Annotated in this window: 26 protein-coding genes; 16 read left to right on the top strand and 10 right to left on the bottom strand. The window is 65.3% G+C overall.

Translation table 11 applies throughout. The features are described from left to right. Nucleotides 1–53: 53 nt before the first annotated feature. From cobS to AC4D6D_RS08330, 3 genes are all read right to left on the bottom strand, one after another. Nucleotides 54–1,046 (bottom strand): cobaltochelatase subunit CobS, encoded by a 993-nt coding sequence (gene cobS, locus AC4D6D_RS08340; protein WP_465147024.1) that lies wholly within the window; start codon nucleotides 1,044–1,046, stop codon nucleotides 54–56. 109 nt (nucleotides 1,047–1,155) lie between these two features. After that, entirely contained in the window at nucleotides 1,156–1,605 is a 450-nt protein-coding gene (locus AC4D6D_RS08335) for a GNAT family N-acetyltransferase (protein WP_491324916.1), read from the bottom strand. A gap of 159 nt (nucleotides 1,606–1,764) precedes the next feature. Beyond that, nucleotides 1,765–2,487 carry a winged helix-turn-helix transcriptional regulator gene (locus AC4D6D_RS08330; RefSeq protein ID WP_491324915.1) on the bottom strand — a complete coding sequence of 241 codons (723 nt, stop codon included), beginning with the start codon at nucleotides 2,485–2,487 and terminating at the stop codon, nucleotides 1,765–1,767. Nucleotides 2,488–2,594: 107 nt separating this feature from the next. Between AC4D6D_RS08330 and AC4D6D_RS08325 the strand changes: the two genes are divergently transcribed. The 7 genes from AC4D6D_RS08325 to AC4D6D_RS08295 all read left to right on the top strand — a co-directional run bounded on the left by AC4D6D_RS08325 (nucleotide 2,595) and on the right by AC4D6D_RS08295 (nucleotide 6,778). Further along, nucleotides 2,595–3,260 (top strand): glutathione S-transferase family protein, encoded by a 666-nt coding sequence (locus AC4D6D_RS08325; protein WP_491324914.1) that lies wholly within the window; start codon nucleotides 2,595–2,597, stop codon nucleotides 3,258–3,260. 10 nt (nucleotides 3,261–3,270) lie between these two features. Next, nucleotides 3,271–3,645: a DUF1428 domain-containing protein gene (locus tag AC4D6D_RS08320; protein ID WP_491324913.1), complete on the top strand. Its 375-nt coding sequence runs from the start codon at nucleotides 3,271–3,273 to the stop codon at nucleotides 3,643–3,645. Between the two features lie 2 nt (nucleotides 3,646–3,647). Further along, a complete protein-coding gene (locus AC4D6D_RS08315) occupies nucleotides 3,648–4,448 on the top strand; it encodes a VOC family protein (protein WP_491324912.1) in 801 nt (266 codons plus the stop codon). Nucleotides 4,449–4,534: 86 nt separating this feature from the next. Further along, nucleotides 4,535–5,161 carry a glutathione S-transferase family protein gene (locus AC4D6D_RS08310; RefSeq protein WP_491324911.1) on the top strand — a complete coding sequence of 209 codons (627 nt, stop codon included), beginning with the start codon at nucleotides 4,535–4,537 and terminating at the stop codon, nucleotides 5,159–5,161. Then, nucleotides 5,158–5,646, top strand: coding sequence for a VOC family protein (locus AC4D6D_RS08305; protein ID WP_491324910.1), 489 nt, complete (start codon nucleotides 5,158–5,160; stop codon nucleotides 5,644–5,646). Before AC4D6D_RS08310 ends, AC4D6D_RS08305 begins: the two co-directional genes overlap by 4 nt. After that, the gene (locus AC4D6D_RS08300; RefSeq protein WP_491324909.1) at nucleotides 5,643–6,308 is read left to right on the top strand and encodes a glutathione S-transferase family protein; all 666 of its coding nucleotides are present in this window, start codon (nucleotides 5,643–5,645) and stop codon (nucleotides 6,306–6,308) included. Before AC4D6D_RS08305 ends, AC4D6D_RS08300 begins: the two co-directional genes overlap by 4 nt. Nucleotides 6,309–6,319: 11 nt before the next feature. Then, nucleotides 6,320–6,778, top strand: coding sequence for an SRPBCC family protein (locus AC4D6D_RS08295; protein ID WP_147219726.1), 459 nt, complete (start codon nucleotides 6,320–6,322; stop codon nucleotides 6,776–6,778). Between the two features lie 46 nt (nucleotides 6,779–6,824). Here the strand turns inward: AC4D6D_RS08295 and AC4D6D_RS08290 are convergent, their stop codons facing one another. Beyond that, nucleotides 6,825–7,049 (bottom strand): hypothetical protein, encoded by a 225-nt coding sequence (locus AC4D6D_RS08290; RefSeq protein WP_147219727.1) that lies wholly within the window; start codon nucleotides 7,047–7,049, stop codon nucleotides 6,825–6,827. Nucleotides 7,050–7,279: 230 nt separating this feature from the next. After that, nucleotides 7,280–7,870, bottom strand: coding sequence for a DnaJ domain-containing protein (locus tag AC4D6D_RS08285; RefSeq protein ID WP_147219728.1), 591 nt, complete (start codon nucleotides 7,868–7,870; stop codon nucleotides 7,280–7,282). A 39-nt stretch (nucleotides 7,871–7,909) separates the two neighbouring features. Between AC4D6D_RS08285 and AC4D6D_RS08280 the strand changes: the two genes are divergently transcribed. The 5 genes from AC4D6D_RS08280 to thiL all read left to right on the top strand — a co-directional run bounded on the left by AC4D6D_RS08280 (nucleotide 7,910) and on the right by thiL (nucleotide 11,697). Then, nucleotides 7,910–8,182 (top strand): BolA family protein, encoded by a 273-nt coding sequence (locus AC4D6D_RS08280; protein WP_491324908.1) that lies wholly within the window; start codon nucleotides 7,910–7,912, stop codon nucleotides 8,180–8,182. A 61-nt stretch (nucleotides 8,183–8,243) separates the two neighbouring features. Further along, complete coding sequence (gene hisG / locus AC4D6D_RS08275; RefSeq protein WP_147219730.1) at nucleotides 8,244–8,900, top strand: ATP phosphoribosyltransferase; 657 nt, start codon at nucleotides 8,244–8,246, stop codon at nucleotides 8,898–8,900. After that, nucleotides 8,900–10,189, top strand: coding sequence for a histidinol dehydrogenase (gene hisD, locus AC4D6D_RS08270; RefSeq protein WP_491324907.1), 1,290 nt, complete (start codon nucleotides 8,900–8,902; stop codon nucleotides 10,187–10,189). Before hisG ends, hisD begins: the two co-directional genes overlap by 1 nt. Continuing rightward, entirely contained in the window at nucleotides 10,186–10,641 is a 456-nt protein-coding gene (gene nusB, locus AC4D6D_RS08265) for a transcription antitermination factor NusB (protein WP_491324906.1), read from the top strand. Before hisD ends, nusB begins: the two co-directional genes overlap by 4 nt. Before the next feature lie 96 nt (nucleotides 10,642–10,737). Beyond that, complete coding sequence (gene thiL, locus AC4D6D_RS08260; protein WP_491324905.1) at nucleotides 10,738–11,697, top strand: thiamine-phosphate kinase; 960 nt, start codon at nucleotides 10,738–10,740, stop codon at nucleotides 11,695–11,697. 55 nt (nucleotides 11,698–11,752) lie between these two features. Here the strand turns inward: thiL and AC4D6D_RS08255 are convergent, their stop codons facing one another. Further along, complete coding sequence (locus AC4D6D_RS08255) at nucleotides 11,753–12,166, bottom strand: hypothetical protein (RefSeq protein ID WP_491324904.1); 414 nt, start codon at nucleotides 12,164–12,166, stop codon at nucleotides 11,753–11,755. Between the two features lie 427 nt (nucleotides 12,167–12,593). Between AC4D6D_RS08255 and AC4D6D_RS08250 the strand changes: the two genes are divergently transcribed. The 3 genes from AC4D6D_RS08250 to AC4D6D_RS08240 all read left to right on the top strand — a co-directional run bounded on the left by AC4D6D_RS08250 (nucleotide 12,594) and on the right by AC4D6D_RS08240 (nucleotide 16,811). Then, on the top strand, nucleotides 12,594–14,687 hold the full coding sequence (locus AC4D6D_RS08250; RefSeq protein WP_491324903.1) for a sodium-translocating pyrophosphatase: 2,094 nt from the start codon (nucleotides 12,594–12,596) through the stop codon (nucleotides 14,685–14,687). Nucleotides 14,688–14,805: 118 nt separating this feature from the next. Next, nucleotides 14,806–15,954, top strand: a complete 1,149-nt coding sequence (locus AC4D6D_RS08245; protein WP_491324902.1) for a GNAT family N-acetyltransferase — start codon at nucleotides 14,806–14,808, stop codon at nucleotides 15,952–15,954. Then, on the top strand, nucleotides 15,951–16,811 hold the full coding sequence (locus AC4D6D_RS08240; RefSeq protein WP_491324901.1) for a transcriptional regulator: 861 nt from the start codon (nucleotides 15,951–15,953) through the stop codon (nucleotides 16,809–16,811). Before AC4D6D_RS08245 ends, AC4D6D_RS08240 begins: the two co-directional genes overlap by 4 nt. A 195-nt stretch (nucleotides 16,812–17,006) precedes the next feature. Here the strand turns inward: AC4D6D_RS08240 and AC4D6D_RS08235 are convergent, their stop codons facing one another. From AC4D6D_RS08235 to AC4D6D_RS08220, 4 genes are all read right to left on the bottom strand, one after another. Beyond that, complete coding sequence (locus tag AC4D6D_RS08235) at nucleotides 17,007–19,700, bottom strand: M1 family metallopeptidase (RefSeq protein WP_491324900.1); 2,694 nt, start codon at nucleotides 19,698–19,700, stop codon at nucleotides 17,007–17,009. Between the two features lie 167 nt (nucleotides 19,701–19,867). Beyond that, nucleotides 19,868–21,829: an excinuclease ABC subunit UvrC gene (gene uvrC, locus AC4D6D_RS08230; RefSeq protein WP_491324899.1), complete on the bottom strand. Its 1,962-nt coding sequence runs from the start codon at nucleotides 21,827–21,829 to the stop codon at nucleotides 19,868–19,870. 38 nt (nucleotides 21,830–21,867) lie between these two features. Further along, nucleotides 21,868–24,393, bottom strand: a complete 2,526-nt coding sequence (locus tag AC4D6D_RS08225; protein WP_491324898.1) for a TonB-dependent receptor — start codon at nucleotides 24,391–24,393, stop codon at nucleotides 21,868–21,870. 40 nt (nucleotides 24,394–24,433) lie between these two features. After that, on the bottom strand, nucleotides 24,434–24,691 hold the full coding sequence (locus AC4D6D_RS08220) for a hypothetical protein (RefSeq protein WP_491324897.1): 258 nt from the start codon (nucleotides 24,689–24,691) through the stop codon (nucleotides 24,434–24,436). Nucleotides 24,692–24,718: 27 nt separating this feature from the next. On the opposite strand from AC4D6D_RS08220, the gene infA reads away from it, so the two are divergent. Beyond that, nucleotides 24,719–24,964, top strand: a complete 246-nt coding sequence (infA, locus tag AC4D6D_RS08215) for a translation initiation factor IF-1 (RefSeq protein ID WP_007014967.1) — start codon at nucleotides 24,719–24,721, stop codon at nucleotides 24,962–24,964. The last annotated feature ends 21 nt before the right edge of the window (nucleotides 24,965–24,985 follow it).

Here is a 24,985-nt window from a genome sequence, read left to right as displayed (position 1 = left end):
CAAAAAAGGGGAGGCCGCGGCCTCCCCTTCCCTGTTCTCTATCGCGGCAGACCTCAGGCCTTGCCGACGACGCTTTCCGGCAGGTCGTTGCCGAACACGCGTTGGTAGTATTCGGCGACCATCACCCGCTCGGTCTCGTCGCACTTGTTGAGGAACGAAAGGCGGAAGGCGAAGCCCACGTCCTTGAAGATCGCGGAGTTCTGCGCCCAGGTGATGACGGTACGCGGGCTCATCACGGTCGAGATATCGCCGTTCATGAAGCCCTGGCGGGTGAAGTCCGCCACCTTGACCATCTGCGAGATCGTCGCGGCGTCCACCTGCGGCACCTTCTTCGAGACGATGTCGGTCTCGACCGGCTCGGGCAGGTAGTTGAGGCCGACCACCAGGTTCCAGCGGTCCATCTGGCCCTGGTTGATCTGCTGGGTGCCGTGGTAGAGACCCGAAGTGTCGCCGAGGCCGACCGTATTGGCGGTGGCAAAGAGGCGGAAATTGCGGTCCGGGCGGATCACGCGGTTCTGGTCGAGCAGGGTCAGCTTGCCCTCGGTTTCGAGGATGCGCTGGATCACGAACATCACGTCCGGACGGCCTGCGTCATATTCGTCGAACACCAGCGCAACAGGGTGCTGGAGCGCCCAGGGCAGCAGGCCTTCGCGGAATTCGGTGACCTGTAGACCGTCGCGCAGGACGATGGCATCGCGGCCGATCAGGTCGATACGGCTGATGTGCGCATCGAGGTTGATACGGATGCACGGCCACTTGAGGCGCGCGGCGACCTGTTCGATGTGGGTCGACTTGCCGGTGCCGTGATAGCCCTGCACCATGACGCGGCGGTTGTAGGCAAAGCCCGCCAGGATCGCGAGCGTGGTGTCCGGATCGAACACATAAGTCTCGTCGAGGTCGGGAACGCGCTCGTCGGCGACGGAGAAGGCAGGCACCTTCCAGTCGATATCGATTCCGAAGGTCTCGCGCACGTCGAGTTCGATGTCGGGAGCAGCCAGCACGGTGGCGTCACGATTCTCGGCTTTCATGGTCTCGGTCTCAGTCATCGTTGCACCCGCGTAGACAAGCGGGCGCTGCACCGCAACAGGCTTTGCGGTTTATCGGGAATGTGGCGGGAGGAAAGCTGACAGTCTGCACCGCCGACAAGACGGCCATTTACTCCGGCGCGCGCGTGACAACATACCCAACCCGCAAACCCGGTTTAAACCCGATCTGCTCATAGAATCTATGTACCTTGGGATCAGCGCGACCGCTCTGCATGAGAACATGATGGCAATCTACCGCCCACGCATGATTGATCGCCTTCGATACGACAGCTTTTCCAAGGCCCCGCCCCCGATAATTGGGATGCGTCATGACGTTCTCGAGAAAGCCGTGCGAACGGCCCTGCCTTAACAGGTTTGGGGCAGTGATGAGCATGCACGTAGCTGCAATAGTTCCGCCGACCTCCGCGACGAACATAAAGCTGCTCTCGCTCTCTAACGTACGATCCCAAACCTGCCTTGCTCGCTCCATAGGTTGAGCGAACTGGCTAACCTCCGAAGCTTCGAACAAATTCAAAAGACCGCTCAGATCGGACTGCACAGCGAGGCGAACATCGGACATTCGATAACTCCGGTCACGGCCTTCCTAATTCGCTGCGAAGCTGCAGGTCGGCAATCCCGCAAGAGCTATCCACCCCATGCCAACACGCGAAATAAAGAGCGAACAATAGCCTGCGGTACGAAAGATATGTCAACGTCCCCGTGTGCTTGCCACCACTCCTCAACCAAGCTTCCCCGGCAAGGCGAACAGATCGATAAACCTCGCAGCGAGCGCCTCGTTTCCTGCAACGGTAAGCCTCCCTCCCGCCTCCTCCACTGAACGCTTGCCGTAGAACACCGGCAGATAATCGGTGGCCGTCTCCGCCGAAAAGCGCAGATCCGGTAGAGGCACGTCTTCCCCGGCAGGCTTGATCCGCAAATCCCCCTCCCCTAGCGCGCCCACGAACCGCGCCTGCCCCACTTCGAACAGCACGCGCAGCGCCAGATCGCCGATCCGCTCCGGCACGAGCATCGTCCGCAGCGAGAGCATGAAAGCCACCGGCGTCAGCGGCAGCATCGGATCGTGCCCCGGCGAGCGCACCGCCCAGCGGCCAAGCTCCTGCATGACCGGCTCCAGCGCCAGCCCCCATTCGGTCAAGGCATAGGCCTGCACCGAAGCGGGCGGCGGCAGGGTAACGCGGCGGACGATGCCGCTGGCTTCGAGGCTCCCCAGCCGCTCCGTCAGCACTTTGGCGCTAAGGCCCGGCAGGGCGGCGCGAAGGCCGTTGAAACGGCGCGGGCCGAGCATCATCTCGCGCAGGATCGGCAAGGTCCAGCGCTCGCCCACCAGTTCCATGGCGAAAGCCGCGCCGCAGGCGTCGCGATACCAGCGGCCATGAGCGGCTCCGTCCGGTCCGGTATTCACCGCAGGCGCATTCATCGCAGATGGCGTCCGCTTCGCCACGATGCAGTTTCTCTTTTAAACTTCATGGTTGCTTTTTGTAACCTGAATGCGCACCCTCCGGCAATAACGAATCGCCTCGAAGCGAACCTGAACCCCGGAGAGTGCCGATGCCCCGCAGCGAAACAGCGCGACCGGTCTTCACGGCCTATGCCGATGTCCCCCCGCCCGTGCGCGGCCAGGTCCGCGATCTGCGCCTGCGCTGGGCGCATGAGGAAGTGGGGCGCGACTACCGGGTCGAGGAGCTCGACGTCTATCACCCGCGCCCTGATGCCTACCTGGAATGGCAGCCCTTCGGGCAAGTCCCCGCCTTCGACGACGGCGAGCAGCGCCTGTTCGAAAGCGGCGCCATCCTGCTCTATCTCGGCGAGCAGGATGGCCGGCTGCTGCCGCAGGAACCCAAGGCCCGCTGGCAGGCGATTACCTGGCTCTTCGCGGCGCTGAACAGTGTGGAGCCGTTCGTCGCCCAGATCGGCGCTCTCGACTTCTTCCATGCGGGCAAGCCCTGGGCGGCGCAGGCCCGGCCTAGCGCGCTGCGATTACTGGAATTGCGCCTCGCCAGTACCGAGGCAGCGCTGGGCGACAAGGACTGGCTCGCCGGACAGTTCTCCATCGCCGATATCGTGATGGTCACGGTGCTGCGCATCCTCGATCACACGCAGATTCTCGACAGCTATCCGAAGCTCGCCGCCTACAAGGCGCGCGGGGAAAGCCGCCCGGCCTTCCGCCACGCCCTTGCCGAACAACTCGAAAGCTACGCCTCTCCCGCCAACTAGGAGAACAGCCATGCCCTACGTCGATGGTTTCGTGCTTGCCGTACCGCTTGCCAACAAGGACAAGTTCATCGCCCACGCGCGCGAGATGGACGAATACTTCCTCGAATACGGCGCCACCCGCGTCGTCGAATGCTGGGGCGACGATCTCCAGCACGGCAAGCAGACCGACTTCTTCCGCTCGGTGGAGGCCAACGAGGACGAGACGGTCTGCTTCAGCTGGATCGAATGGCCGGACAAGGAGACCCGCGACCGGCAGATGGGTCTGCTCATGGAACTCATGAAGAACGACCCGCGCTTCGATCCCGCGACGAACCCGCCGCCCTTCGACGGCAAGCGCATGATCTACGGTGGTTTCGATTCCGTCGTCGAACTGGGAGGCGCGTGACCATGGGTAACCCTGTCGGCAGCTTCATCTGGTACGAACTTCTCACCAGCGACATCGCGGGTGCGGCGGCCTTCTACCGCGAGGTCGTTGGCTGGACGATCGCCACCCATGCCGATCCCGACGCCGGCGGTCTCGACTACCGCATGATCGTCCGCGACGATGGCGGCATGGCGGGAGGCGCGATGCAGATTACAGAAGAGATGGCCGACGGCGGCGCCCGGCCGATCTGGCTCCCTTATCTCTACGTCGAGGATGTCGATGCCGAAGTGGAGGCGATCACCTCCGAGGGCGGCAAAGTGCAGATGCCCACGATGGACCTCCCCGTCGGCCGCATCGCCATGGTCGCGGACCCACAAGGCGTGCCGATCTACCTGATGAAGCCGATCCCGCCCGCCGACCAGCCGGATGCCTTCAGCGACGTCTTTTCCGTGTCCGAGAACCAGCATGTACGCTGGAACGAGCTGGCCAGCCCCGATCAGGCCGGATCCATGGCCTTCTACGGCAAGCACTTCGGCTTCACCTTCGACGAGAAGATGTCGATGGGGGAAATGGGCGACTACTGCTTTATCGGCCATCACGGGAAGACCCTCGGCGCGATCATGCAGCGGCAGGAGGAAAGCCAGCCCTCGGTCTGGATGTTCTACTTCGGCGTGCCCTCCATCGCCGCGGCGAAGACGGCCATCGAGTCGAACGGCGGCCAGGTGCTGATGGGTCCGCACGAGGTTCCCGGCGGCGACTGGATCGTCGTCGCGCTCGACCCCCAAGGCGCCGGTTTCGGCCTCGTCGGCGCCAAAGGCGACTGAGACGCGACAGGATAAAAGGGGCCATTGACGGCGGAGCAATGTTCTAGGATTGTTCTACAACAAGACAGGACGATGGAGCAGGGATCATGGCCGACTACACCTTCTACACCAATCCGATGTCGCGCGGTCAGATCGCCCGCTGGGCGCTCCACGAGGTCGGGGCCGACTACCGGCAGGTGCTGATCGACTGGAAGGACAAACCCTCCACGTTCCTCGCCGTGAACCCCATGGGCAAAGTGCCCACGATCGTCCACCACGCCGAGGGTGGCGACCGCACCGTCACCGAGGCCGCGGCGATCTGCCTCTATCTTGCCGAAATGCACCCCGAGGCGGGCCTGCTGCCGGGCGACAACGAGATGGCCGACTATTACCGCTGGACCTTTTTCGCTTCCGGTCCGGTCGAACAGGCGATCACCTCGCGCCATTTCAAGTGCGAACCCCTGCCCGAGCAGGAGATGATGGCCGGCTGGGGCAGCTTCGAGCGCACGATGAACACGCTGGAGAGCCATTTCGAGCAGGCGAAGTACGTCTGCGGCGATCGCTTCACGATGGCCGACGTCTACGTCGGCAGTGCGGTGGATTGGGGCCTGACGTTCGGCACGATGCCCCCGCGCCCGGCCTTCGTCGCCTATGCCGAACGGCTTCAGGAACGCGAGGCCTACAAGGCCGCCAAGGCGGTGGACAACACCCTGATCGGGGAGATGAAGAAATGAGCGCGAAAAACCGCGTCTGCCTCTGGTACGACGGCGCCGCCGAGGAAGCGGCGAACTTCTACGCTTCGGTCTTTCCCGATACTCGTGTCACCCGCGTCGTCCAGTCGCCCACCGATTACCCGGACGGCAAGGCGGGTGATGTGATCACCGTGGAGTTCACGGTCATGGGCATCGAATGCATCGGCCTCAACGGCGGACCGACATTCCACCATTCCGAGGCTTTCTCCTTCCAGGTCGAGACCATGACCCAGGAAGAGACCGACCGCTACTGGAACGCTATCGTCGGCAACGGCGGCGCGGAAAGCATGTGCGGTTGGTGCAAGGACAAGTGGGGCCTTTCCTGGCAGATCACTCCCAAGGCGCTCAGTGATTCCCTTACCAACCCCGACCGCGCGGCGGCGAAGCGGGGCATGGAAGCGATGATGACGATGCGCAAGATCGACATCGCCGCGATCGAGGCCGCAGTTGCCGGAACCCCTGCATGACCCCGGAGCCAAGCCTCGAACTCTTCGGCCATCCTTTCTCATCCTACACCTGGAAGGCGCTGATCCCGCTCTACGCCTATGATGTGCCTTTCGCGTTCCGGATCCTCGACCAGGACCATCCGGACCACGCCGAAGTCGTGCAGATGGCCGGGCCGCTCGGCAAGTTCCCCGTCATGCGCGACGGCGAGAGCCTGCTGTTCGAGGCGACCTCGATCATCGAGTACCTCGACCGGCACCATGTCTCGCCGGGCATGCTGATCCCTGAGGATCCAGACGCGGCGACGGCCGTCCGCATGCTCGACCGGGTCTTCGACAACTACGTCATGAACGTGATGCAGATCGTGGTGAACGAATATATCCGCGATGCCGCCGATCCCGACCAGACCCGCTGCGCGGAGGCACGGACTCAGCTCGACCGGGTCTATGCCTGGCTGGAAGGCTGGCTCCGGTTCTATCCGCAGATGGACCAGATCTCGCTGATCGAGTGCGCGGCGGCGCCCTCGCTGTTCTATGCCGACTGGGTCCACCCGATCCCCGAGGACCGCCCGCGCCTGCGCGCGTGGCGAGCCCATCTGCTGGCCCTGCCGCCGGTCGCGCGCTGCGTCGAGGATGCCCGGCCCTTCCGTTCCTACTTCCCGCTCGGCGCACCTGACCGCGATTGAGGAGAGACTGCATGAGCGATACGGATAACGAACTCTCGATCACCCGCTACATCGCCGCCCCGGCCGAGCAAGTCTGGGACGTCATGGTCAACCGGCAGGAAGACTGGTGGTGCCCCCGCCCCTGGCGCGTCGAGATCGACGAACAGGACCGCCGCCCCGGCGGCGTCTGCCGGATGACGATGTACGGCCCCGACGGCGAAGTCGCGCCGCAGAACGGCATTTACTTGGCCTACGACGAAGGCCGCCGCTTCGTGACCACGGATGCAGTCACCGGCGACTTCCAGCCTGCGGGTCCCTTCATGATCGGCATCTGGGAGATAGCTCCCGAAGGCGATGGCACCCGCTACACCGCCAGCGCCCGCCACTGGCGCGAGGAAGATCGCAAGATGCACGAAGAGATGGGCTTCGCAGACGGCTGGGGCGCCTGCGCCGACCAACTCGCGGAAATCTGCGAGAACGAGAAAGTCTGAACCCGGCCACCCAGTCTCTTACATCTCGCGAATTCGCTCCAGCGACTTACCAGGGGCCTCTCGCGCGGTAGAAAGGGAAACGGCGGACGACACCAGCGAGGATATGCGTCTTCAACCGCAGACGCATCTCATCCGCACCTTCCTCCCGAACGCATACCAGGTGCGTCCCCCCGGAAGGCAGCGCTTCTATGGCACTGACCGTCACGGAAAATTTCTCGCAAGCGGCGAGCACTTCGTCCTGAGGAAGCGTAAAGTTGATGGCGCGGCTCATTGTCCTGCGCCCCCTTCGATGCGGAAAGATACGATGGAAAAGCGTGCAAGTGTCATGGCATGGCTCCACTGCGTAAGCGGGAGCACGATGACTCTCTGTCGGAAATCTGCCTACAGCGCGAATATTTCCCGATCGGCATAAGATGGTGTCGAAAATAAAATTTGCAACAGAATCTTAAAACTATCCATCCGATAGGTCGCTAACGACGAAACCGACTTTCCTTTTTCTTTTCAGGCTAGCGCAGACGATTTACGCAGAAGCTGATAGGCCTCCACCACACCCTGCAGGCGTGAGGCCCGGCTGTGGTCGCCGCCGTTGTGATCGGGGTGATACTGGCGCAGCAGCCGCGTATAGCGCAGCCGCAGCGCCTTGCTGTCGATGTTGTCATCGAGACCCAGCACGCCGAGCGCGCGGCGCTCCTCGGGATTGAAGCGAGCGTTATCCGGCTTCATGTCGGCCTGCCGCTGCCGCATATGCGCTTTCGCGCGGCCGCTGATCGCCTCCAGCGGGTCGGCGAAATCGGCCCAGCGCGGAGTGCCGTCCACGCCCGCATCGGGGCGGAACGCGCGGCTCTGCGCCTCCCAGCCGTGGAGCGGGGACTGTGCGCGGAAGATTTCCTCCGCGCTCATCCCGTCGAAATAATCGTATCCCGCATTGAACTCGCGGATGTGATCGAGGCAGAACCAGCGGTAGTCGCCCGGGCCGTCGAAACCGGGCAGGCGCGCGCCCGGCGCGCGGAACTCGCCCGCCTCCTCGCACCCCGGCCAGTTGCACACGCGACCACCGGATTCGACCCTGCCATGAAATCTAGAATGTCTCACCGGCTTCCAGATGGGGGATCGAGCGCCTAAATGGAAGCCATGACCGGACCGATCGCACAGGAAATGCAGCGGCTTCTCGAAGCCGCCTTCGCCCCCACCCGCCTTGATGTCATCAACGATTCCGCCAGTCACGCGGGCCATATGGGCGATGACGGCACCGGCGAATCGCACTTCACCATCGAAATCGAAAGCGCTGCCTTCGCAGGCGTTTCGCGCCTCCAGCGCCAGCGCCTCGTCAATGCCGCGCTTGGCGATATTCCCGGCCAGCGCGTCCACGCCATCGCCATCAAGGCCCGCGCCCCCGGAGAGTGATCGAGACCGGGATTCTTATCCCGGTTGCCCTTTCAGCAATGCCAGCCTAAATGCGCGCACCATGCCGACAACCCTGACATTCGCCGTGCCCAAGGGCAGAATCCTCGACGAAGCGCTGCCGCTGATGGCGCGTGCAGGCGTGGTGCCCGAGGCGGAGTTCCACGACAAGAAGTCCCGCGCGCTCTCTTTTGCGTGCGAGAACAGCGACATGCGCCTGATCCGCGTGCGCGCATTCGATGTGGCGACGTTCGTGGCGCATGGCGCGGCGCAAGTGGGCATCGTCGGCTCGGACGTGGTGGAAGAGTTCGCCTATCCCGACCTCTACGCCCCGGTCGACCTCGATATCGGCCATTGCCGCCTGTCGGTCGCCGAGCGCGAAGGCGAAGTGGGCGGCGCCCTGCCCTCGCACTTGCGGGTCGCCAGCAAGTATCCGAACCTCACGCGCAAGCACTACGAGAAGCTGGGCGTGCAGGCCGAAGTGGTGAAGCTGAACGGGGCGATGGAACTGGCGCCTTCGCTTGGCCTGTCGAGCCGCATCGTCGATCTCGTCTCCACGGGGCGCACCCTCAAGGAAAATGGCCTCGTCGAAACGAGCCGCATTCTCGACATCTCCGCGCGCCTGATCGTCAACCGCGCCGCGCTGAAGACCGACGATCGCGTCGCCGCGCTGGTCGATGCCTTCCGCGCCCTGGTGGCCGAACGGAAAGCCGCCGCCTGATGCAGCGCCTTTCCAGCAAGGACGCCGGGTTTGCCGAGGCCTTCCAGCGTGTCGTCGCCGACCGCCGCGAGAGCGCGACGGATGTTGCGCGCGACGTGGCCGATATCCTCGCCGCCGTGCGTGAGCGGGGTGACGCCGCCCTCGCCGACTACACCGCCCGCTTCGACGGCCACGATCTCGACCAGACCGGCTGGCGCATCGACGCCGAGACCTGCCGCGCCGCCTTCGAGGCGCTGACGCCCGAACTCCGGAGCGCCCTAGAACTCGCAGCGGAGCGCATCCGCGCCTATCACGCCGCCCAGCTTCCCGAGAACCGCGACTATACCGATGCAGCGGGCGTGCGCCTCGGCGCGGTGTGGCGCGCGGTCGATGCCGCCGGGCTCTATGTGCCGGGCGGCCGCGCGGCCTATCCCTCGTCGATGCTGATGAACGCGATCCCCGCCAAGGTCGCAGGCGTCGAGCGACTGGTCGTCGTCACGCCAACCCCCAAGGGCGAAGTCAATACGCTCGTCCTCGCCGCCGCGCACCTTGCCGGTGTCGATGAAGTCTGGCGCGTGGGCGGCGCCCATGCCGTGGGCGCGCTGGCCTATGGCACCGAGCGGATCGCCGCCGTCGATGTCGTGACCGGCCCCGGCAATGCCTGGGTGGCCGAAGCCAAGCGCCAGCTCTACGGCGTCGTCGGCATCGACATGGTGGCAGGGCCCAGCGAAATCCTGGTGATCGCCGACGCGAAGAACGATCCCCGCCACATCGCCGCCGACCTCCTCAGCCAGGCCGAGCATGACCCCACTTCGCAGTCGATCCTCATCACCGACGATGCCGCCTATGCCGAGGCCGTGGCCGAGGCGGTGGAGATCGAACTCTCCGCCCTCGCTACCGAGGCGACCGCGCGCCAGTCGTGGAACGACTACGGCGTGATCGTCGTCGTCGACAGCTTCGACGAGGCCCCGGCGCTGGCCGATGCCCTCGCCGCCGAGCACGTCGAGATCGCCACCGACGATCCCGAAAGCCTGTTCCGCCAGATCCGCCACGCCGGATCGGTGTTCCTCGGCCGCATGACCCCCGAAGCGGTCGGCGATTACGTCGCCGGACCCAACCACGTGCTGCCCACCGGGCGGCGCGCGCGGTTCGCCTCGGGGCTTTCCGTGCTCGATTTCATGAAGCGCACCAGCTTCATCCAGCTCGACCAGGCGGCGCTTGAGGCCATCGGCCCCGCCGCCGTTGCCCTTGCCGATGCCGAAGGGCTTCCCGCGCACGCGCGCTCCATTTCCGTGAGACTTTCCCGATGAGCAATTCCAAGCCCAATTCCAAGCAGGCCCGCTCCGCCGCGCGCCTCGCCGCCGTTCAGGCCCTCTACCAGTTCGAGATGGAAGGCACGGCGCAGGCCATCCTGCTCGACGAATTCCACCGCCATCGGCTCGGCGCGGAAATCGACGAGGACCAGTACGCCAAGGCCGAAGTCGCCTTCTTCGACGACGTGGTGAAGGGCGTGATCGCCCGTCGCGACGAGATCGACGAACTGCTCTCCGCCAAGCTGGCCGAGGGCTGGTCGCTCGCCCGTCTCGACAAGACCATGCTGCAGATCCTGCGCGCCGGTGTCTACGAACTGCTCGCCCGCGCCGACGTGCCGACGGGCGCGGCGATCGGCGAATATCTCGACGTCGCCCACGCCTTCTTCGACGCGCGCGAGGCGAAGTTCGTCAATGGCGTGCTCGACGCCGTGGCGAAAGACGTCCGCTGAATTGCTGCACCCCCGGAATTGCTGCACCTATTGTGCGCGGCATGACCGCGCACGCGTGATCTCGACAATGGGCCCCGCGGGGCCCATTGTCACGTCATGACCCGCGAATTCGCCTTCATCGACGCCTTGCGCGCCATTGCCGTAAGCCCCGCCGCACGGGGTCTTGCGGACGATGCCGCCGTGCTCGAACTTGGCGGCGAGAAGCTGGTGTTGACGATGGACACCCTTGTCGAGGGCGTCCACTTCCTGCCTGACGATCCGGCCGAGGACGTCGCCTGGAAGCTCGTCGCCGTGAATGCCTCGGACCTTGCTGCCAAGGGCGCCGAGCCGCTCGGCTGCCTCAAGTCGCACGCGCTCGGCGACGATGAGTGGGACCGCGCCTTCCTCGCCGGAACGGAACTGGCCTGCCGTCATTTCCACCTGCCGCTGCTCGGCGGCGATACCGTGCGCATGCCGCAAGGCTCGGCGCGCAGCTTCTCGCTGACGGCACTGGGCCGCGGCCCCGAGGACTGCCCGGTGCCCTCGCGCAGCGGCGCCCAGAGCGGCGATCTCATCTGGGTGAGCGGCACTCTGGGCGATTCCGGCCTCGGCCTCGAACTGCTCACTTCGGGCAGCAAGGTACAGACTCCACAGGCCGCCTGGCTGACCGACCGCTACCGCCGCCCGATGCCGGAACCGGCGCTGGGCGTTGCATTGGCCCCGCTGACGACGGCGATGATGGACGTGTCCGACGGCCTTCTCGTTGATGCCCGTCGCATGGCCGAGGCCAGCGGCGTCGCGGTCGTCATTGACGCCGAGGATGTCCCGCTCTCCCGCGCTTTCGTCGCCACGCTGGGCGACAATCTCGACAAGCGGATCTCGGCCATGACGGCGGGTGACGACTACGTCCTGCTGTTCACCGCTCCGCCCGTGAACAGCGCCTACATACGCGCCGCCGCCAAGGCGCTCGGCACCCGCGTCCATGCCATCGGCACGGTGACGGACGGCAGCGGCATCGCGCTGGAATGGAACGGCGCGCCGGTCCCGCTGCCGGAGAGGCTGGGGTATCAGCACTGAGGGCGCGGTGTTCTGGGCGTTGCCATGCATGAAATCCGACACCCATGCGAGATACTTACCGAAGCTGATTGAGTAGTTCGATGCGAACCCGATCCTTGGCGCGACCGAACTTCCGAAACATATCGCGAAGCTCCAACAGCTCCGGAACGTAAACCATCGTGTCCCCCACCGTCATCTGGCGGCGCGTTGTTGGCCTCACGAGACGCCAAACACCGTCTGGTTCGCATAATTTGAAGTTTGCCATGAACTCCACAATCAACGCAGACTTGGTCCACTGACCAAATATTTCGGAGCGGAAACGCGGATGGTCCGAAGGTGCGGCCCGTTCGATGCCGAGCCGAGGAAATATGCGCAGGGCGTCACCGGCGCTCACCAGAACATCCACATCTGAAACTGTGATTGGATGTGCACCGTAGATCGCCGCAGCGGCACCGGAAATAATCCACCAAGGCTCGTGAGCGTCGGCCATGACTGACCCAACAGCAACTATTGTTTCATGAAGCCGGTCTTCCAGTATCATAGCATTGTCGATGCCCGATCACCCGTACGCCCACAAGCGATACCGATACGAAGCAACGGTTGCACCCTGCATCTCCTACCGTCATCCTGAACTTGTTTCAGGATCCATCGCGCCGCTGAAACCAGAGCGTAGTACAGCAAGCTGCGCCCTCGGTTGGTGAACATAGTAACCGGGCTTCCGGCACCATGGATCCTGAAACAAGTTCAGGATGACGAGGAAGGGCGTGATCGAACTGCTCGACACCGACCGCCCCTCCCTCATCCCGAAAAATCGCCCGCAAACGAAGTCGCTTGCCAGTAATCGCGCTTGTCTATAGCCCTTTACCTTCAGAGCGGGAGAACCCGTCGATACATCGTTGGGAAAAAGGGGGCGTTTTGTGAATCCAGTCACGATCGCAATTGTCCTGGGGCTTCTGGCCATTCTCTATGGCTTCGTCACCAGCCGCCAAGTGCTCGGCTCTCCGGCCGGCAACGAAAAGATGCAGGAAATCGCCGCCGCCATTCAGGAAGGCGCGCAGGCCTACCTCAAGCGCCAGTATTCCACGATCGCCATAGTCGGCATCGTCGTGGCGCTCATCATCGTCGTCACGCTGGGGACGGTCTCGGCCATCGGCTTCGTCATCGGCGCGATCCTGTCGGGCGTCGCCGGGTTCATCGGCATGAACATCTCGGTCCGCTCGAACGTGCGCACCGCCGCCGCCGCGCAGACCGGCCTGCAACAGGGCCTGACACTGGCTTTCCGCGCGGGCGCCATCACCGGCATGCTGGTGGCGGGGCTGGCGCTGCTCGCCATCGCGGTGTTCTACTGGTATCTGACCGGCCCCGGCGGGCATGACGTCGGCGGAGAGGACCGCACGGTGGTTCAGGGCCTTACCGCCCTCGCCTTCGGCGCCTCGCTGATCTCGATCTTCGCGCGCCTCGGCGGCGGCATCTTCACCAAGGCGGCCGACGTCGGCGCCGACCTCGTCGGCAAGGTCGAGGCGGGCATTCCCGAGGACGACCCGCGCAACCCTGCCGTCATCGCCGACAACGTGGGCGACAACGTGGGCGACTGCGCCGGCATGGCCGCCGACCTGTTCGAGACGTATGTCGTCACCGTCGGCGCAACGATGGTGCTCACCGCCCTGCTCATGAAGGGCATCGACAATTTCTCCGGCCTGATGGCGCTGCCGCTGCTGATCGGCGGCGTCTGCATCGTCACCTCGATCGTCGGCACCTATTTCGTGCGGCTAGGCAGTTCGCAGAACATCATGGGGGCCATGTACAAGGGCTTCCTCGTCACGGCGGTGCTGTCGATCCCGGCGATCTGGTGGGCGATCGACTATGCCCTCGGCGGCATCAACGCGGCGATCGGCGAAACCGGCTTCACCGGCCGTACGCTGTTCTACTGCGCGCTGCTCGGCCTCGTCATCACCGGCCTCATCATCTGGATTACCGAGTATTACACCGGCACCGGCTATCGCCCGGTGCGCTCGATTGCCAAGGCCTCGGAAACCGGCCACGGCACCAATGTGATTCAGGGCCTCGCGATCAGCCTCGAGGCCACGGCGCTGCCGACGCTGGTGATCGTGGCGGGCATCATCGTGGCCTACCAGCTCGCCGGACTGCTCGGCATCGCCTATGCGGCCACCGCGATGCTGGCGCTGGCGGGCATGGTCGTCGCACTCGACGCCTATGGCCCGGTCACCGACAACGCGGGCGGCATCGCCGAAATGGCCGGTCTCGACGACGCCGTGCGCGAAAAGACCGACGCGCTCGATGCCGTGGGGAACACCACAAAGGCCGTGACCAAGGGCTATGCCATCGGCTCGGCCGGACTTGCCGCGCTGGTCCTCTTTGCCGCCTATACCACCGACCTCAAGGAGTTCTTCCCTGACCTAAACGTCAATTTCAGTCTGGAGAACCCCTACGTCATCGTCGGCCTGCTGCTCGGCGCGCTACTGCCCTACCTGTTCGGGGCCATGGGCATGACCGCCGTGGGCCGCGCGGCGGGCGACGTGGTCAAGGACGTGCGCGAGCAGTTCAAGGCCAATCCCGGCATCATGACCTACGAGTCCAAGCCCGACTACGCGCGGACCGTGGACCTCGTGACCAAGGCCGCGATCAAGGAAATGATCATCCCCTCGCTGCTGCCGGTGCTGGCGCCGATCGTGGTCTACTTCGCCATCTCTGCCGTCGCGGGCACGGAAAACGGCTTCGCGGCGCTCGGCGCCCTGCTGCTGGGCGTGATCGTGGGCGGGCTGTTCGTGGCGCTCTCGATGACCTCGGGTGGCGGCGCCTGGGACAATGCCAAGAAGTACATCGAGGACGGTCACCACGGCGGCAAGGGTTCGGAAGCCCACAAGGCCGCCGTGACCGGCGATACGGTCGGCGATCCCTACAAGGACACCGCCGGGCCTGCGGTAAACCCGATGATCAAGATCACCAATATCGTCGCCCTGCTGCTGCTGGCGGCGCTGGCGGCGGGTTGAGCATAACTAATCGAGAGAAGGCCCCGGTGGAGCGATCCGCAGGGGCTTTTCCATGCCCGCGTTAGCACTTCCTTGAGAGCGATGCGCTAGACCGCCCCGAGGATAAGCAGGCGAGACCATGTTCGACCCAGAGGCCCATTCGGTTCGCGAAGAGACCGCCTCGGCGGCCCCGTCGCTGCGCTGCGTGCCATGGCGAACGCTGGAAACCGAAGTTCCAGCCTGGGACCGCCTCGCCCTCGAAGCCAGCGAACCCAATCCCTTCTTCGAGAGCTGGTATCTCCTGCCGTCGCTGCGCCACCTGCCGCGGACCAAAGCCGTCATGATCCTGCGCTTCGAAATGGGCGGACAGCTTGCCGGACTGCTGCCGATCCTGCGCAGCCCGCGCTACTATCGCTGGCCGGTGCCGAACCTCGCAAGCTGGCTCCACAACAACTGTTTCTGCGGCGCTCCGCTGGTCCGGCGCGGCGCGGAGGACCTGTTCTGGCGCGCAGTGCTGGACTGGGCGGACGACACGGCAGGCCGGGCGCTGTTCCTGCACTTGCGCGGCATCCCGCTCGAAGGCCCGCTCCATGCCGCGCTTTCGCAAGTGCTGACGGATGAGCACCGCCACGCCGAAGTGGTCCTGCGTGAAGACCGCGCCCTGCTCGCCTCGGACCTCGCACCGGATGCCTATCTAGAAGCCTCGCTTTCCGGCAAGAAGCGCAAGGAACTGCGCCGTCAGGTCAGCCGCCTTGCAGAAATCGGAACGCTCGCAGTAGAGCGGCGCACCGACGCGGACGATCTGGCCGCATGGTGCGACGCCTTTCTCGCGCTCGAAGCCTCCGGCTGGAAAGGCAAGGCCGGTTCCGCGCTCGCAAACCACACCGCCACCGACAGCCTCTTCCGCGACAGCCTGCAAGGCGCGGCCGAGCGCGGCCGCCTCGAACGCCTCGCCCTCATGCTGGACGGCCGCCCGATCGCCATGCTCGCCAGCTTCCTCACCCCGCCGGGCGCCTATTCCTTCAAGACCGCCTTCGACGAGGACTATTCCCGCTTCTCCCCCGGCGTCCTGCTCCAGCGCGAAAACCTCCGCATTCTCGAACGGTCGGACATCGACTGGACCGACAGCTGCGCCGCCGCCGATCATCCGATGATCGACCACCTCTGGCGCGAACGCCGCACCATGGCGCGCCTCTCCATCGCCATCGGCGGCCCTGTCCGCCGCCGCCTGTTCCGCCACTTCGTCCGCGCCGAGATCGCGCGCAGCCCCGCAGGAGAGCGCCCGTGAACCTGTTCTCTAAAACGGCAAGCACCGTCGTCTTCCCCGAGGAAACCCGCGCCCGCTTCGCCGCAAACTACCCCGAAGTGCCGCACAAGCTGACCCACGCCCTCGGCGATCACCCGCTGATGGCGCTGGAAGCGCTGGCCGCCCTCGCGGAATCGCTGCCCGCCGCCTCGGTCGAGTACAATTTCGGCAACCAGCCCCTCGGCGTCGACGGCAAGCCCGCGCCCACCGGCATTCCCATCGGCCGCACCATCCGCGAGATCGAGACGACCAACTCCTGGGCCGTCGTCAAGAACATCGAACAGCACCCGGACTACGCCCGCCTGCTCGAAGAACTCCTCGCCGAACTGCGCCCCGCCATCGAAGCAAAGACCGGCCGGATGATGAAGCTTCAGGCCTTCGCCTTCGTCACATCCGCAGGCGGCGTCACGCCCTACCACTTCGACCCCGAGCACAATATCCTGCTGCAACTGCGCGGCACCAAGGTCATGACCCAGTTCCCCGCCGGCGATCCCCGCTTCGCGCCGGACCTGGTGCACGAAACCTATCACACCGGCGGCGGCCGCGAACTCAAGTGGCGCGACGACATGCTCCCCGGCGGGACCGAATTCGCGCTCTCGCCGGAGGAGGCCGTCTACGTGCCGGTCATGGCGCCGCACTTCGTGCGCAACGGCACCGCGCCCTCGGTTTCGCTGTCGATCACCTGGCGCTCGGAATGGAGCTTCGCCGAGGCGGACGCGCGGGCGTTCAACGGGTGGCTTCGGGGGCTTGGACTGACGCCGCGCCGGACCGGGCGATGGCCTGCGCGGAACCGGGGCAAGGCTTTGGCCTGGCGGGTGCTTCGCAGGTTCAGGAAGTAAAAAGAGAAGCAGGGGAGCATAGCCCCCCTGCACCCCAATTACCGTCCAGGTCACGCGGACCAAATCCGTTGTGCGCTCATGGCTGCGTCGGGAGACTTATTGGCTGCGCCGCAAGGAGCGCGCACCGGATAGGTTGTGCGCAACGACGACATTCCGAGGGTCCGGGGGATCATCCCCCGGAATCTTCCTCTTCCATTACTTGGCCTTCTTGACCCAAGCCGCCACCTCGACCCGCTGCCGCGGACGATTGGCCAGACGTTCCTTCAGTCCGGTCAAAGCCTGCACGACCGGCTTCGCCTCGTCGGCCGGAAGCGTCGCGGCATAGGCCTCGATCTTGCCGACCATCTCCGGGTTCGTGCTCGACGCGACGATGCGGGCGAAGAAGCGCGCGCGGCCCGAGTGTTCGATCAGCCCGTCGATCGCCGCCTGATGTTCGCGGACGAAATCGAAGGTCATTTCCGGGTGCGCGCGGCCCACCGTGGCGATGATCTGCGACGCGCTCGTCGCGTCCGGCGTGCCGGAAATGGCGAGCGCGAGGGCATCCTTGGCGATCGCCTCGTCGCGCGCCATGCCGAGGTCGGTGTAGTAGAGCTGGCGTTCGACGAAGCTGCCTGCCTTGGCGGCCTGCTGGCGCAGCAGGTCCCAGTCGGCGCGGGTGGCGTTGGTCGCGGCGACGCCAAGCCAGGTCGCCTTGAGCGGGCCGTCGAGCGACTTGGGATCGGCGGCGAGGCCCTGGAGGCGGCGGCGCGCTTCGGCTACGACGCGCTTGTCGCCGATGGAACCGAGGGTGTCGATCAGCTGCGCGCGCAGCTTGGTGTCGGTCAGCGGTTCGCCCGCCACCGGATCGAAGCCGAGCTTGTCGAGGCGCGGCGTCCAGGTCTTCGAGATGCGTGCGGCGAGCTTGTCCTTGACCTTGGCGTCGTCGAGCAGGCCGTAGACGCCTTCCCACTGGCCGACGACCTTGCCTGCCAGCGTCGCGTCGGTCGTACCGGGGACCGAGGCCAGCAGGCGCAGGCCCGCCGACATGTCCTGATAACCGGCCAGCGACAGCGAGAGATTGTCGCGCAGCAACCCGTACTGGTCGATCGACGCAAGCGAGCCGAAAGTGGAGATCAGCGCATCGAGCGCCTTGCCGTTGTAGAGCGTGCGGTAATAGCCGAGCTGACCCGCGTTCACGAGCACGGCATCGCAGCTGTCGACGGTCAGGCTCTCGGTCCGGCCGGTCATCAGGTGGCGCGTCGGCTCGCCGTTACCGGCGCGGATCAGCAGCGGCATCGGCCAGGTCGGCTTCTCTCCGCCTCGCGCCGAGGGATCGAGCGAGAAGGCGTCCTGCGTCAGGTCGAGGCGGGTCTTGCCGCCCGCGCAGGCCGAGACGTTTACGCGCAGCAGCGGCACGCCCGGTGTATGGGTGAAGGACTCGGCGATGAGGTCCACGTCCTTGCCGCCCGCCGATTCCATCGCCGCCCAAAGGTCGCGGCTGCTGGTGTTGGAGTAGGCGTGGTTGCGCATGTAGGTCTGCATGCCCGCGCGCCAGGTATCGGCGCTCACGTAGTCCTCCAGCATCGAGATGACCGCCTGCCCCTTCTGGTAGGTGATCGAATCGAAGGCCTGTTCCATCTCGGAAACGGTGCGGACCTTCTGCACCACCGGATGCGTGGTCGGCAGCGCGTCGAGCGCCATGGCGCCTTCGCGGCCGTCGATGCCGTTCAGCTTCCAGTTCCAATCGGGATTGAAGTGATCGGTGACCTTGTCGGCCATCCAGCTGGCAAAACCTTCGTTCAGCCAGATGTCGTCCCACCAGGCCATCGTCACCAGATCGCCGAACCACTGATGCGCGGTTTCGTGGGCCTGGACGCTGTAGATGCTCTGCTTGCCCGAGGGGCTGGTCACGGCGGGATCGAGCAGCAGGATACGCTCGAAGGTCATGATCGCGCCCCAGTTCTCCATCGCGCCGAAGAACTGCGACGAGCCGGGGGCGGCCATGTTGTCGAGCTTGGGCAGCGGGAACTTCACGCCGAAGTAGTCATCGAACCACGGCAGGATCTGGGCGAGGCCGTCGCGGGCATAGTCCGCCTTCGCGCCGCTGCCGGTGGGCGAGACGATGCCCACTTCCACGCCGTCCGCGGCCTTCATGGCGCTGCGCTCGAAGTCGCCCATGCCGAAGAACAGCAGATAGGAACTCATCTTCGGCGTCGTCGCGAACGTCACGCGCTTGAGGCCGCCGGGGAGCACTTCCTGGCCCTTCACCGGCATGTTGCTCACCGCCATGCGGTCGGCCGGGACGACGGCGGTGAGGTCGAAGGTCGCCTTGTAGCTGGGTTCGTCGAAGCTGGGGACGAAGCGGCGGGCGTCGGGCGCCTCGAACTGGGTGAAGATGCCGCGCACGTCCTTGCCGGTGCGACGGTCGGGATAGTCGAGTGCGAAGAGGCCCGAGGGCTGCGTGCCGATCTTGCCCGCATACGTCACGTCGAGGCGGTACTTGCCCGGTGCGATGGCCTTTCCGGCGGCGAAGCGCAGGGTCTGCGCCTTTTCGTCGGCACTGGTCTGAAGCACAATCTGCGTGCCGTTCTCGGCGACCAGCTTCGCGGCGGAGACGGCGAGGCCGTTGCCGTTCAGGGTCAGCGAGTCGCTCGCGGTGAACACCATGAGGTCGATCGAGACCTGGCCGGTGAAGGTCAGCTTCTCGGCATCGGGGGCGACTTCGATGCGGTAGTGCGTGGGACGGGCGTTTCGCGGCAGGTCGCTCGGCACGGTCTCGGCCAGCGGCACCGGCGCACCCGAGGCGGCGGGCGGCACGGATGCGGCGAAGGCTTGCGAGGAGAAGGCCGCGGAAACGGCAAAGGCAATCACGGCACCGGCCGTGGCAAGGTTACGCAGGGAAGATCGCATGAGAGGCAGAAGCTCCGGGAAATCGGCTTTGTGGCTGATGCACGTGATGGTCGCGAGGATTGTCGCGCGCGCAAGCGGATGCGCGATTCCTAGCGCCAAGGGTCACGCAGTGTCACGCATCGCCCATGTCGTTCGTCGATGGGAGTCGGCTGTTCGTATGGAAGCGGTCAACCGTTCGGATGGTAGAAGTCGTAAATCGTCTGCGCCACCGCCGCACTCACGCCGGGCGCGCGCTGGAGGTCCGCAAGGCTCGCCGCACGCACTTTCCCCGCGGTGCCGAAATGCAGCAGCAGCGCGCGCTTGCGGGCCGGGCCGATGCCGGGGATCTCGTCGAGCGGGCTGGCGGTAATCGCCCGGCTGCGCTTGGCCCGGTGCGCGCCGATGACGAAGCGGTGAACCTCGTCGCGCAACCGCTGGAGATGGAACAGCAGCGGTGAATTGACCGGCAGCATCTTCTCGCGCCCATCGGGGAAGTGGAACACCTCGCGCCCCTCGCGGCCGTGGTTCGGCCCCTTGGCGATGGCGATCAGGTTCACGTCCTCGATGCCGAGTTCTTCCAACGCGTCCTTCACCGCGCTCATCTGGCCCTTGCCACCGTCGATCAGCACCAAGTCCGGCCAGGTGCCGCCCTCGCGTTCCGGGTCTTCCTCCTGCACCCGACCGAAACGGCGGGTCATGACTTCGCGCATCATCGCGAAGTCGTCGTTGCTCTGCGCCTCGCGGATGTTGAACTTGCGGTACTGGCTGGTGAGGAAACCCTCCGGCCCCGCCACCACCATCGCGCCGACCGCCTTGCTGCCCTGAATGTGCGAGTTGTCGTAGACTTCCACGCGCTGCGGCAGGTCCGGCAGTTCGAGGAATTCCGCCATCTCGCGCCAGATCTTGGCCTGCGATCCGCGCTCGGCCATACGGCGGTCGAGCGCCTCCACGGCATTGCGCACGGCCTGATCCATCAGGCGGCGACGGCTGCCGCGCTGGGGCACCGAAATCTCGACTTTGCCGCCTGCCAGTTCGCGGAAAGCCTCGGCCATGAGTTCGGCCTCGGGCAGTTCGCGGTCGACCAGGATCGTGCGCGAAGGCGGCACTTCCTCATAGAACTGGGCAAGAAAGCTCTGGAACACCTCTTCCTCGGACAGACCCTCGGTATGGGTCGGGAAGAAGGCGCGGTGGCCCCAGTTCTGCCCGCCGCGAATGAAGAAGGCCTGCACGCCAATCTGGCCGTTCTTGCAAGCCATCGCGAAGATGTCGGCGCTGTCCATGCCCTCGGCGTTGATCGCCTGGCTGCCCTGGATGAAAGTCGCCGCGCGCAGACGGTCGCGCAGCATCGCCGCGCGCTCGAAGTCCAACGCTTCGGCGGCTTCGGCCATCTGGCTCTCGATCTTCTTCTGCACCGCGCCGGACTTGCCGCCGAGGAAGTCCTTGGCTTCCTTCACCAGTTCGCCGTAGCCCGCCTCGTCGATCCGCCCGACGCAGGGCGCCGAGCAGCGCTTGATCTGGTAGAGCAGGCAGGGCCGGTCGCGCCGTGCAAAGAAACTGTCGGTGCAGGACCGCAGCAGGAACAGCTTCTGCAACGCGTTGATCGTGGTGTTCACCGAACCGGCGCTGGCGAAGGGGCCGTAATAATTGCCCTTCATCTTGCGCGCGCCGCGATGCTTCATGATGCGCGGGAAGTCATGTTCCGCGCGCAGCAGGATGAAAGGGAACGATTTGTCGTCGCGCAGCAGCACATTGTAGGCGGGGCGGAAGCGCTTGATGAGCTGCGCTTCCAGCAGCAGTGCCTCGGCCTCGGAATTGGTGGTGACGATGGTCATGCTGCGCGTCTGGCTGACCATGCGCTGGAGGCGGCCGGGCAGGCGCTCCCACTGCGTATAGTTGGTCACGCGGTTGCGCAGCACGCGGGCCTTGCCGACATAGAGCACGTCGCCGCGCGCATCCTGCATCCGATAGACGCCGGGCTTCGCGGGCAAGGTGCGCACGACCTCGCGGATCGCCTCTACCCCGGCCTGCAAGTCGGGCTGGTCGGAGCCACGCAGGGCGAAAGTCGCCCGCTCCTCGTTGAAACGTTCGGTGCCCTGGGGGTGTTCGGGAGTTCCGGCAGGTGTTCGCGCCATGAGCGCCAGATAGGACATCGCGGCCGGATCGGGTAGACCCGGCCGCAATCATATCGTCAGAACATCTTGCGCAGATCGATGCCGAGCACCCTGCCCTGGGGCTCGCGATAGGCGGCCTGATAGGCGATCGGCACCAGGCCGTTGCCGTCGGTGACCTTCTGCCGCGAATCGAGCAGGTTGTCCGCCTTGAGCGAAATCCGCGCGCCCTTGAGGAACGGCATCTTCGCCACGAGCGCCTCATTCCGGCCAAGGTCGGCGAAAAGCCGCAGGTTCACGTCGAAAGTGCTGCCGAAGCGCAAGTCGGAACTCGACGGCGCACCGCTGCCGTTGACGTGCCGGGGCGCCTCCCATTCGGCCTTGAGCCGCAAGCCATAGCCGTTGCGGAACAGGCCGCCCTCGGCCTCGAAGGCATGGCGCGGCACGCCTCCCGCCGTGAGAGCCTCGCCGTTCAGCTGGTCGAATGTTGCAACCCCGTCCGCGAGGGTCACACGGTCGGTGAAGCGCCAGGTGTGGTAGATCGAGAAGTTCCAGCGCCCGCCCTTGCCGCCCGGTCCCATCATCGGCGGTCCGGCCGGACGGGGAGCGGCATTCTGGCCGGGCTTGCCTGCGCCGGGAGGCGGACCGCTCGGTGCCTGATCGCTGCCGAGCTTGCCCTGGAAATTGAGGCCCCAGCGGATGCGCGAACTCACTTCCTCGTCGAAGGTCACGGCGCGCCGGTCGATATACGTCAGGTTGCCCTCGGCATCGCGCACGACGCGGCCGGGGAACGCCGCTTCGACGGCAGGCGTCAGCATCGGAAACGCCTCGCTGACGTTCGAGGAACGGTTGCGGAAATATTCCACCAGCAGGTTCGAGCGTTCCATGAACGGCAGTTCCCAGGTCGCCGACAGCTTGATGTCGCGCTGGGTCTCCTTGACGAGATCCTGGTTGCCGCCCGTCAGCACCGTCACCAGCGCCGTGCGGTTGTTGGTGAAGTCATAGATCGAGACATTGTAGTTGAGCACGTTCGGGGCGCCGAGCAGCGCCAGACTGGGCGCGGCTTCCTCGAACAGGTAGCTGGCCTGGATCGTCAGCTTCCCGGTGGGCGACCAGGTCAGGCCCGCGCTCCAGTCGGCCAGCGTGCCGAAGTCGGAGAGATGGTTGAGTCCGGCGCTGAGATTGAGCGCAAGATCGCCGATCCCGCCCAGAAAATCGCCGCGACTGGTCAGCGGGAGAGCGAGGTTGATGCCGCCCGAAAGATCGCCGCGATTGAGCCGGACATCGGGGCCGCTCGATGCCGTATCCGTGCTGCGGACCCGGCTGAAATCGTAGCCGCCCTTGATCGTGAGGTTCGCATCCCCCGCAGGCATCCGGAACGGCATGCCGGACAGCGTCGCCAGCGAGGACAGCGCCATGGTGCGGCTGCGCGCGACGTCGCGCCCGGCCCCCGGCACCAGCGGCAGGGGACCGTCGATAGCAAGCGTCCCCGCCAGGGCATCCGCCTGCAGGCCGGAGAGATCGCGGCGCCTGTCGGTATGCGTCTCGGCGTCGGTATAGCTGCCGTCGCCGGTGACGTTGAACATCCACGAACCGATCATCGTATTGTAGCCGAGACCGGCCTCGAAGATGTCCGTCACTACCTGGGAGCGCAGCGGATCGGGCAGCGCCCGCACTGCCTCGCCCCCGGACGGCGATTTCAGCGTGACGGTATCCAGCCCCGACAGCGTGGTCATCTTCGAATGGGTATAGGACCCGTTGGCGGTGATCGCGCCGCCCAAGCCGCTCTCGCCGAGGTTCTGCGTCATCGTGCCGTTGAGCACCAATTCGGCATCGGCGGCGGCCAGACTGCGATAGCGCGCCGGGTTCGGATCACCCGCCACCGTTGGCACCGAGCCGTCCGCCTGACGCACATTGCGCTCGCTCTCGGTGAGCATCGAGGTGTCGGTATATTTGGCGTTGAAATTGTAGCGGCGCGGCCCGGCGATCTTCACCAGCCCGCTTTCCAGTTCGTAATTGTCGTAGCCGCCGCGGGTCGGACGGTTGTACTCACCCGCCAGCGTCGTGGCGGAAAAGCGGTCCTTGAGGATCAGGTTCACCACCCGCTGGTTGGCGGGATAGCCGAAGCGCAGCGCCACTTCTTCGGGCAGGACTTCCATCTTGCGGATCGCCTCGGGCGGAATGTTGCGCATCTCGCGGAAGCTGGTGATGCGCTGGCCGTTGACGAGGATCACCGGCATGCCCGAGCCGCGTCCCCGCCCGCTGCCGGTCTGGGGCGAGATCGCCTCGATCAGGTCGCCGATCGAATCCGCGCCATAAGCGGCGATGTCGCCCTCGTCGAACGTCGCGATCGGCGCGCTGGGGACTTCCAGCTGGCCCCGGATGCGCGGCGCGACGACGACGATGTCGCCGCTCGTCACTTCCAGCGGATCGTCCTTCTCGTCCTCATCCTCGGGAGGCATGGCTTCGGCCGGATCGGCAGGCACCGCCGCGCCGCCGAGCGCCGCACCTGCAACGGAAACGGGAAGCTGCCGGGATAGAGTCTCAGCCTGAGCCAGGGCCGGCAGGCAAACGCCCGCGACCAGTGGCCCCAGCAGAGGGGCCAAATGTGCGCACCGCAAATCAACACTCCGCCAATAAAAGAATTCACGCCATCCCGGCGAGGCTGATGCCGCGTCTGCGAAGACGCCGCAAGGTGCTGTGCGGTAACATTTTGTCGCGCCTGCCCGGCGAATTGTAGCAGGCAATTGTCATGCAGGCGCCGAAGGGTGCTGCAAGGACTGTCGATGCGGCATTTTTGAAACGGCGCGGGAGAAAAACGCCCCGTCCCCACTCCACCGGGAAGAGTTCGACAGCCAAGGCTTCCATTTTCGGCGAGTCGTGGCTATGGCGCGCCGCAATCATCAGCAAGCTTACGGGTATTGATCGCCGATGGCGAAAGAAGAACTCCTCGAAATGCGCGGCCGGGTCGTCGAACTCCTGCCCAACGCGATGTTCCGCGTAGAGCTGGAAAACGGCCACGAGATCCTCGGTCACACCGCTGGCAAGATGCGCAAGAACCGCATCCGCGTGCTGGTCGGCGACGAAGTTCTCGTCGAACTGACCCCCTACGACCTCACCAAGGGTCGCATCACCTACCGCTTCATGCCTGGTCGCGGTGGCCCCGGTCAGTACTGATCTCGCGTCTCCCGTGGGAGA

This window comes from Novosphingobium sp. BF6, from assembly GCF_058273105.1.
Note: the sequence above shows the minus strand (reverse complement) of the source record. Positions and strands in the feature narration are given on the sequence as shown.

Excerpts from the sequence above, each read along its gene's own strand:
- cobS (WP_465147024.1), bottom strand. The coding sequence starts at position 1,046 with ATGACTGAGACCGAGACCATGAAAGCCGAGAATCGTGACGCCACCGTG.
- AC4D6D_RS08335 (WP_491324916.1), bottom strand. The coding sequence starts at position 1,605 with ATGTCCGATGTTCGCCTCGCTGTGCAGTCCGATCTGAGCGGTCTTTTG.
- AC4D6D_RS08325 (WP_491324914.1), top strand. The coding sequence starts at position 2,595 with ATGCCCCGCAGCGAAACAGCGCGACCGGTCTTCACGGCCTATGCCGAT.
- AC4D6D_RS08320 (WP_491324913.1), top strand. The coding sequence starts at position 3,271 with ATGCCCTACGTCGATGGTTTCGTGCTTGCCGTACCGCTTGCCAACAAG.
- AC4D6D_RS08315 (WP_491324912.1), top strand. The coding sequence starts at position 3,648 with ATGGGTAACCCTGTCGGCAGCTTCATCTGGTACGAACTTCTCACCAGC.
- AC4D6D_RS08310 (WP_491324911.1), top strand. The coding sequence starts at position 4,535 with ATGGCCGACTACACCTTCTACACCAATCCGATGTCGCGCGGTCAGATC.
- AC4D6D_RS08305 (WP_491324910.1), top strand. The coding sequence starts at position 5,158 with ATGAGCGCGAAAAACCGCGTCTGCCTCTGGTACGACGGCGCCGCCGAG.
- AC4D6D_RS08300 (WP_491324909.1), top strand. The coding sequence starts at position 5,643 with ATGACCCCGGAGCCAAGCCTCGAACTCTTCGGCCATCCTTTCTCATCC.
- AC4D6D_RS08295 (WP_147219726.1), top strand. The coding sequence starts at position 6,320 with ATGAGCGATACGGATAACGAACTCTCGATCACCCGCTACATCGCCGCC.
- AC4D6D_RS08290 (WP_147219727.1), bottom strand. The coding sequence starts at position 7,049 with ATGAGCCGCGCCATCAACTTTACGCTTCCTCAGGACGAAGTGCTCGCC.
- AC4D6D_RS08280 (WP_491324908.1), top strand. The coding sequence starts at position 7,910 with ATGACCGGACCGATCGCACAGGAAATGCAGCGGCTTCTCGAAGCCGCC.
- hisG (WP_147219730.1), top strand. The coding sequence starts at position 8,244 with ATGCCGACAACCCTGACATTCGCCGTGCCCAAGGGCAGAATCCTCGAC.
- hisD (WP_491324907.1), top strand. The coding sequence starts at position 8,900 with ATGCAGCGCCTTTCCAGCAAGGACGCCGGGTTTGCCGAGGCCTTCCAG.
- nusB (WP_491324906.1), top strand. The coding sequence starts at position 10,186 with ATGAGCAATTCCAAGCCCAATTCCAAGCAGGCCCGCTCCGCCGCGCGC.
- thiL (WP_491324905.1), top strand. The coding sequence starts at position 10,738 with ATGACCCGCGAATTCGCCTTCATCGACGCCTTGCGCGCCATTGCCGTA.
- AC4D6D_RS08255 (WP_491324904.1), bottom strand. The coding sequence starts at position 12,166 with ATGGCCGACGCTCACGAGCCTTGGTGGATTATTTCCGGTGCCGCTGCG.
- AC4D6D_RS08245 (WP_491324902.1), top strand. The coding sequence starts at position 14,806 with ATGTTCGACCCAGAGGCCCATTCGGTTCGCGAAGAGACCGCCTCGGCG.
- AC4D6D_RS08235 (WP_491324900.1), bottom strand. The coding sequence starts at position 19,700 with ATGCGATCTTCCCTGCGTAACCTTGCCACGGCCGGTGCCGTGATTGCC.
- uvrC (WP_491324899.1), bottom strand. The coding sequence starts at position 21,829 with ATGTCCTATCTGGCGCTCATGGCGCGAACACCTGCCGGAACTCCCGAA.
- AC4D6D_RS08220 (WP_491324897.1), bottom strand. The coding sequence starts at position 24,691 with ATGATTGCGGCGCGCCATAGCCACGACTCGCCGAAAATGGAAGCCTTG.
- infA (WP_007014967.1), top strand. The coding sequence starts at position 24,719 with ATGGCGAAAGAAGAACTCCTCGAAATGCGCGGCCGGGTCGTCGAACTC.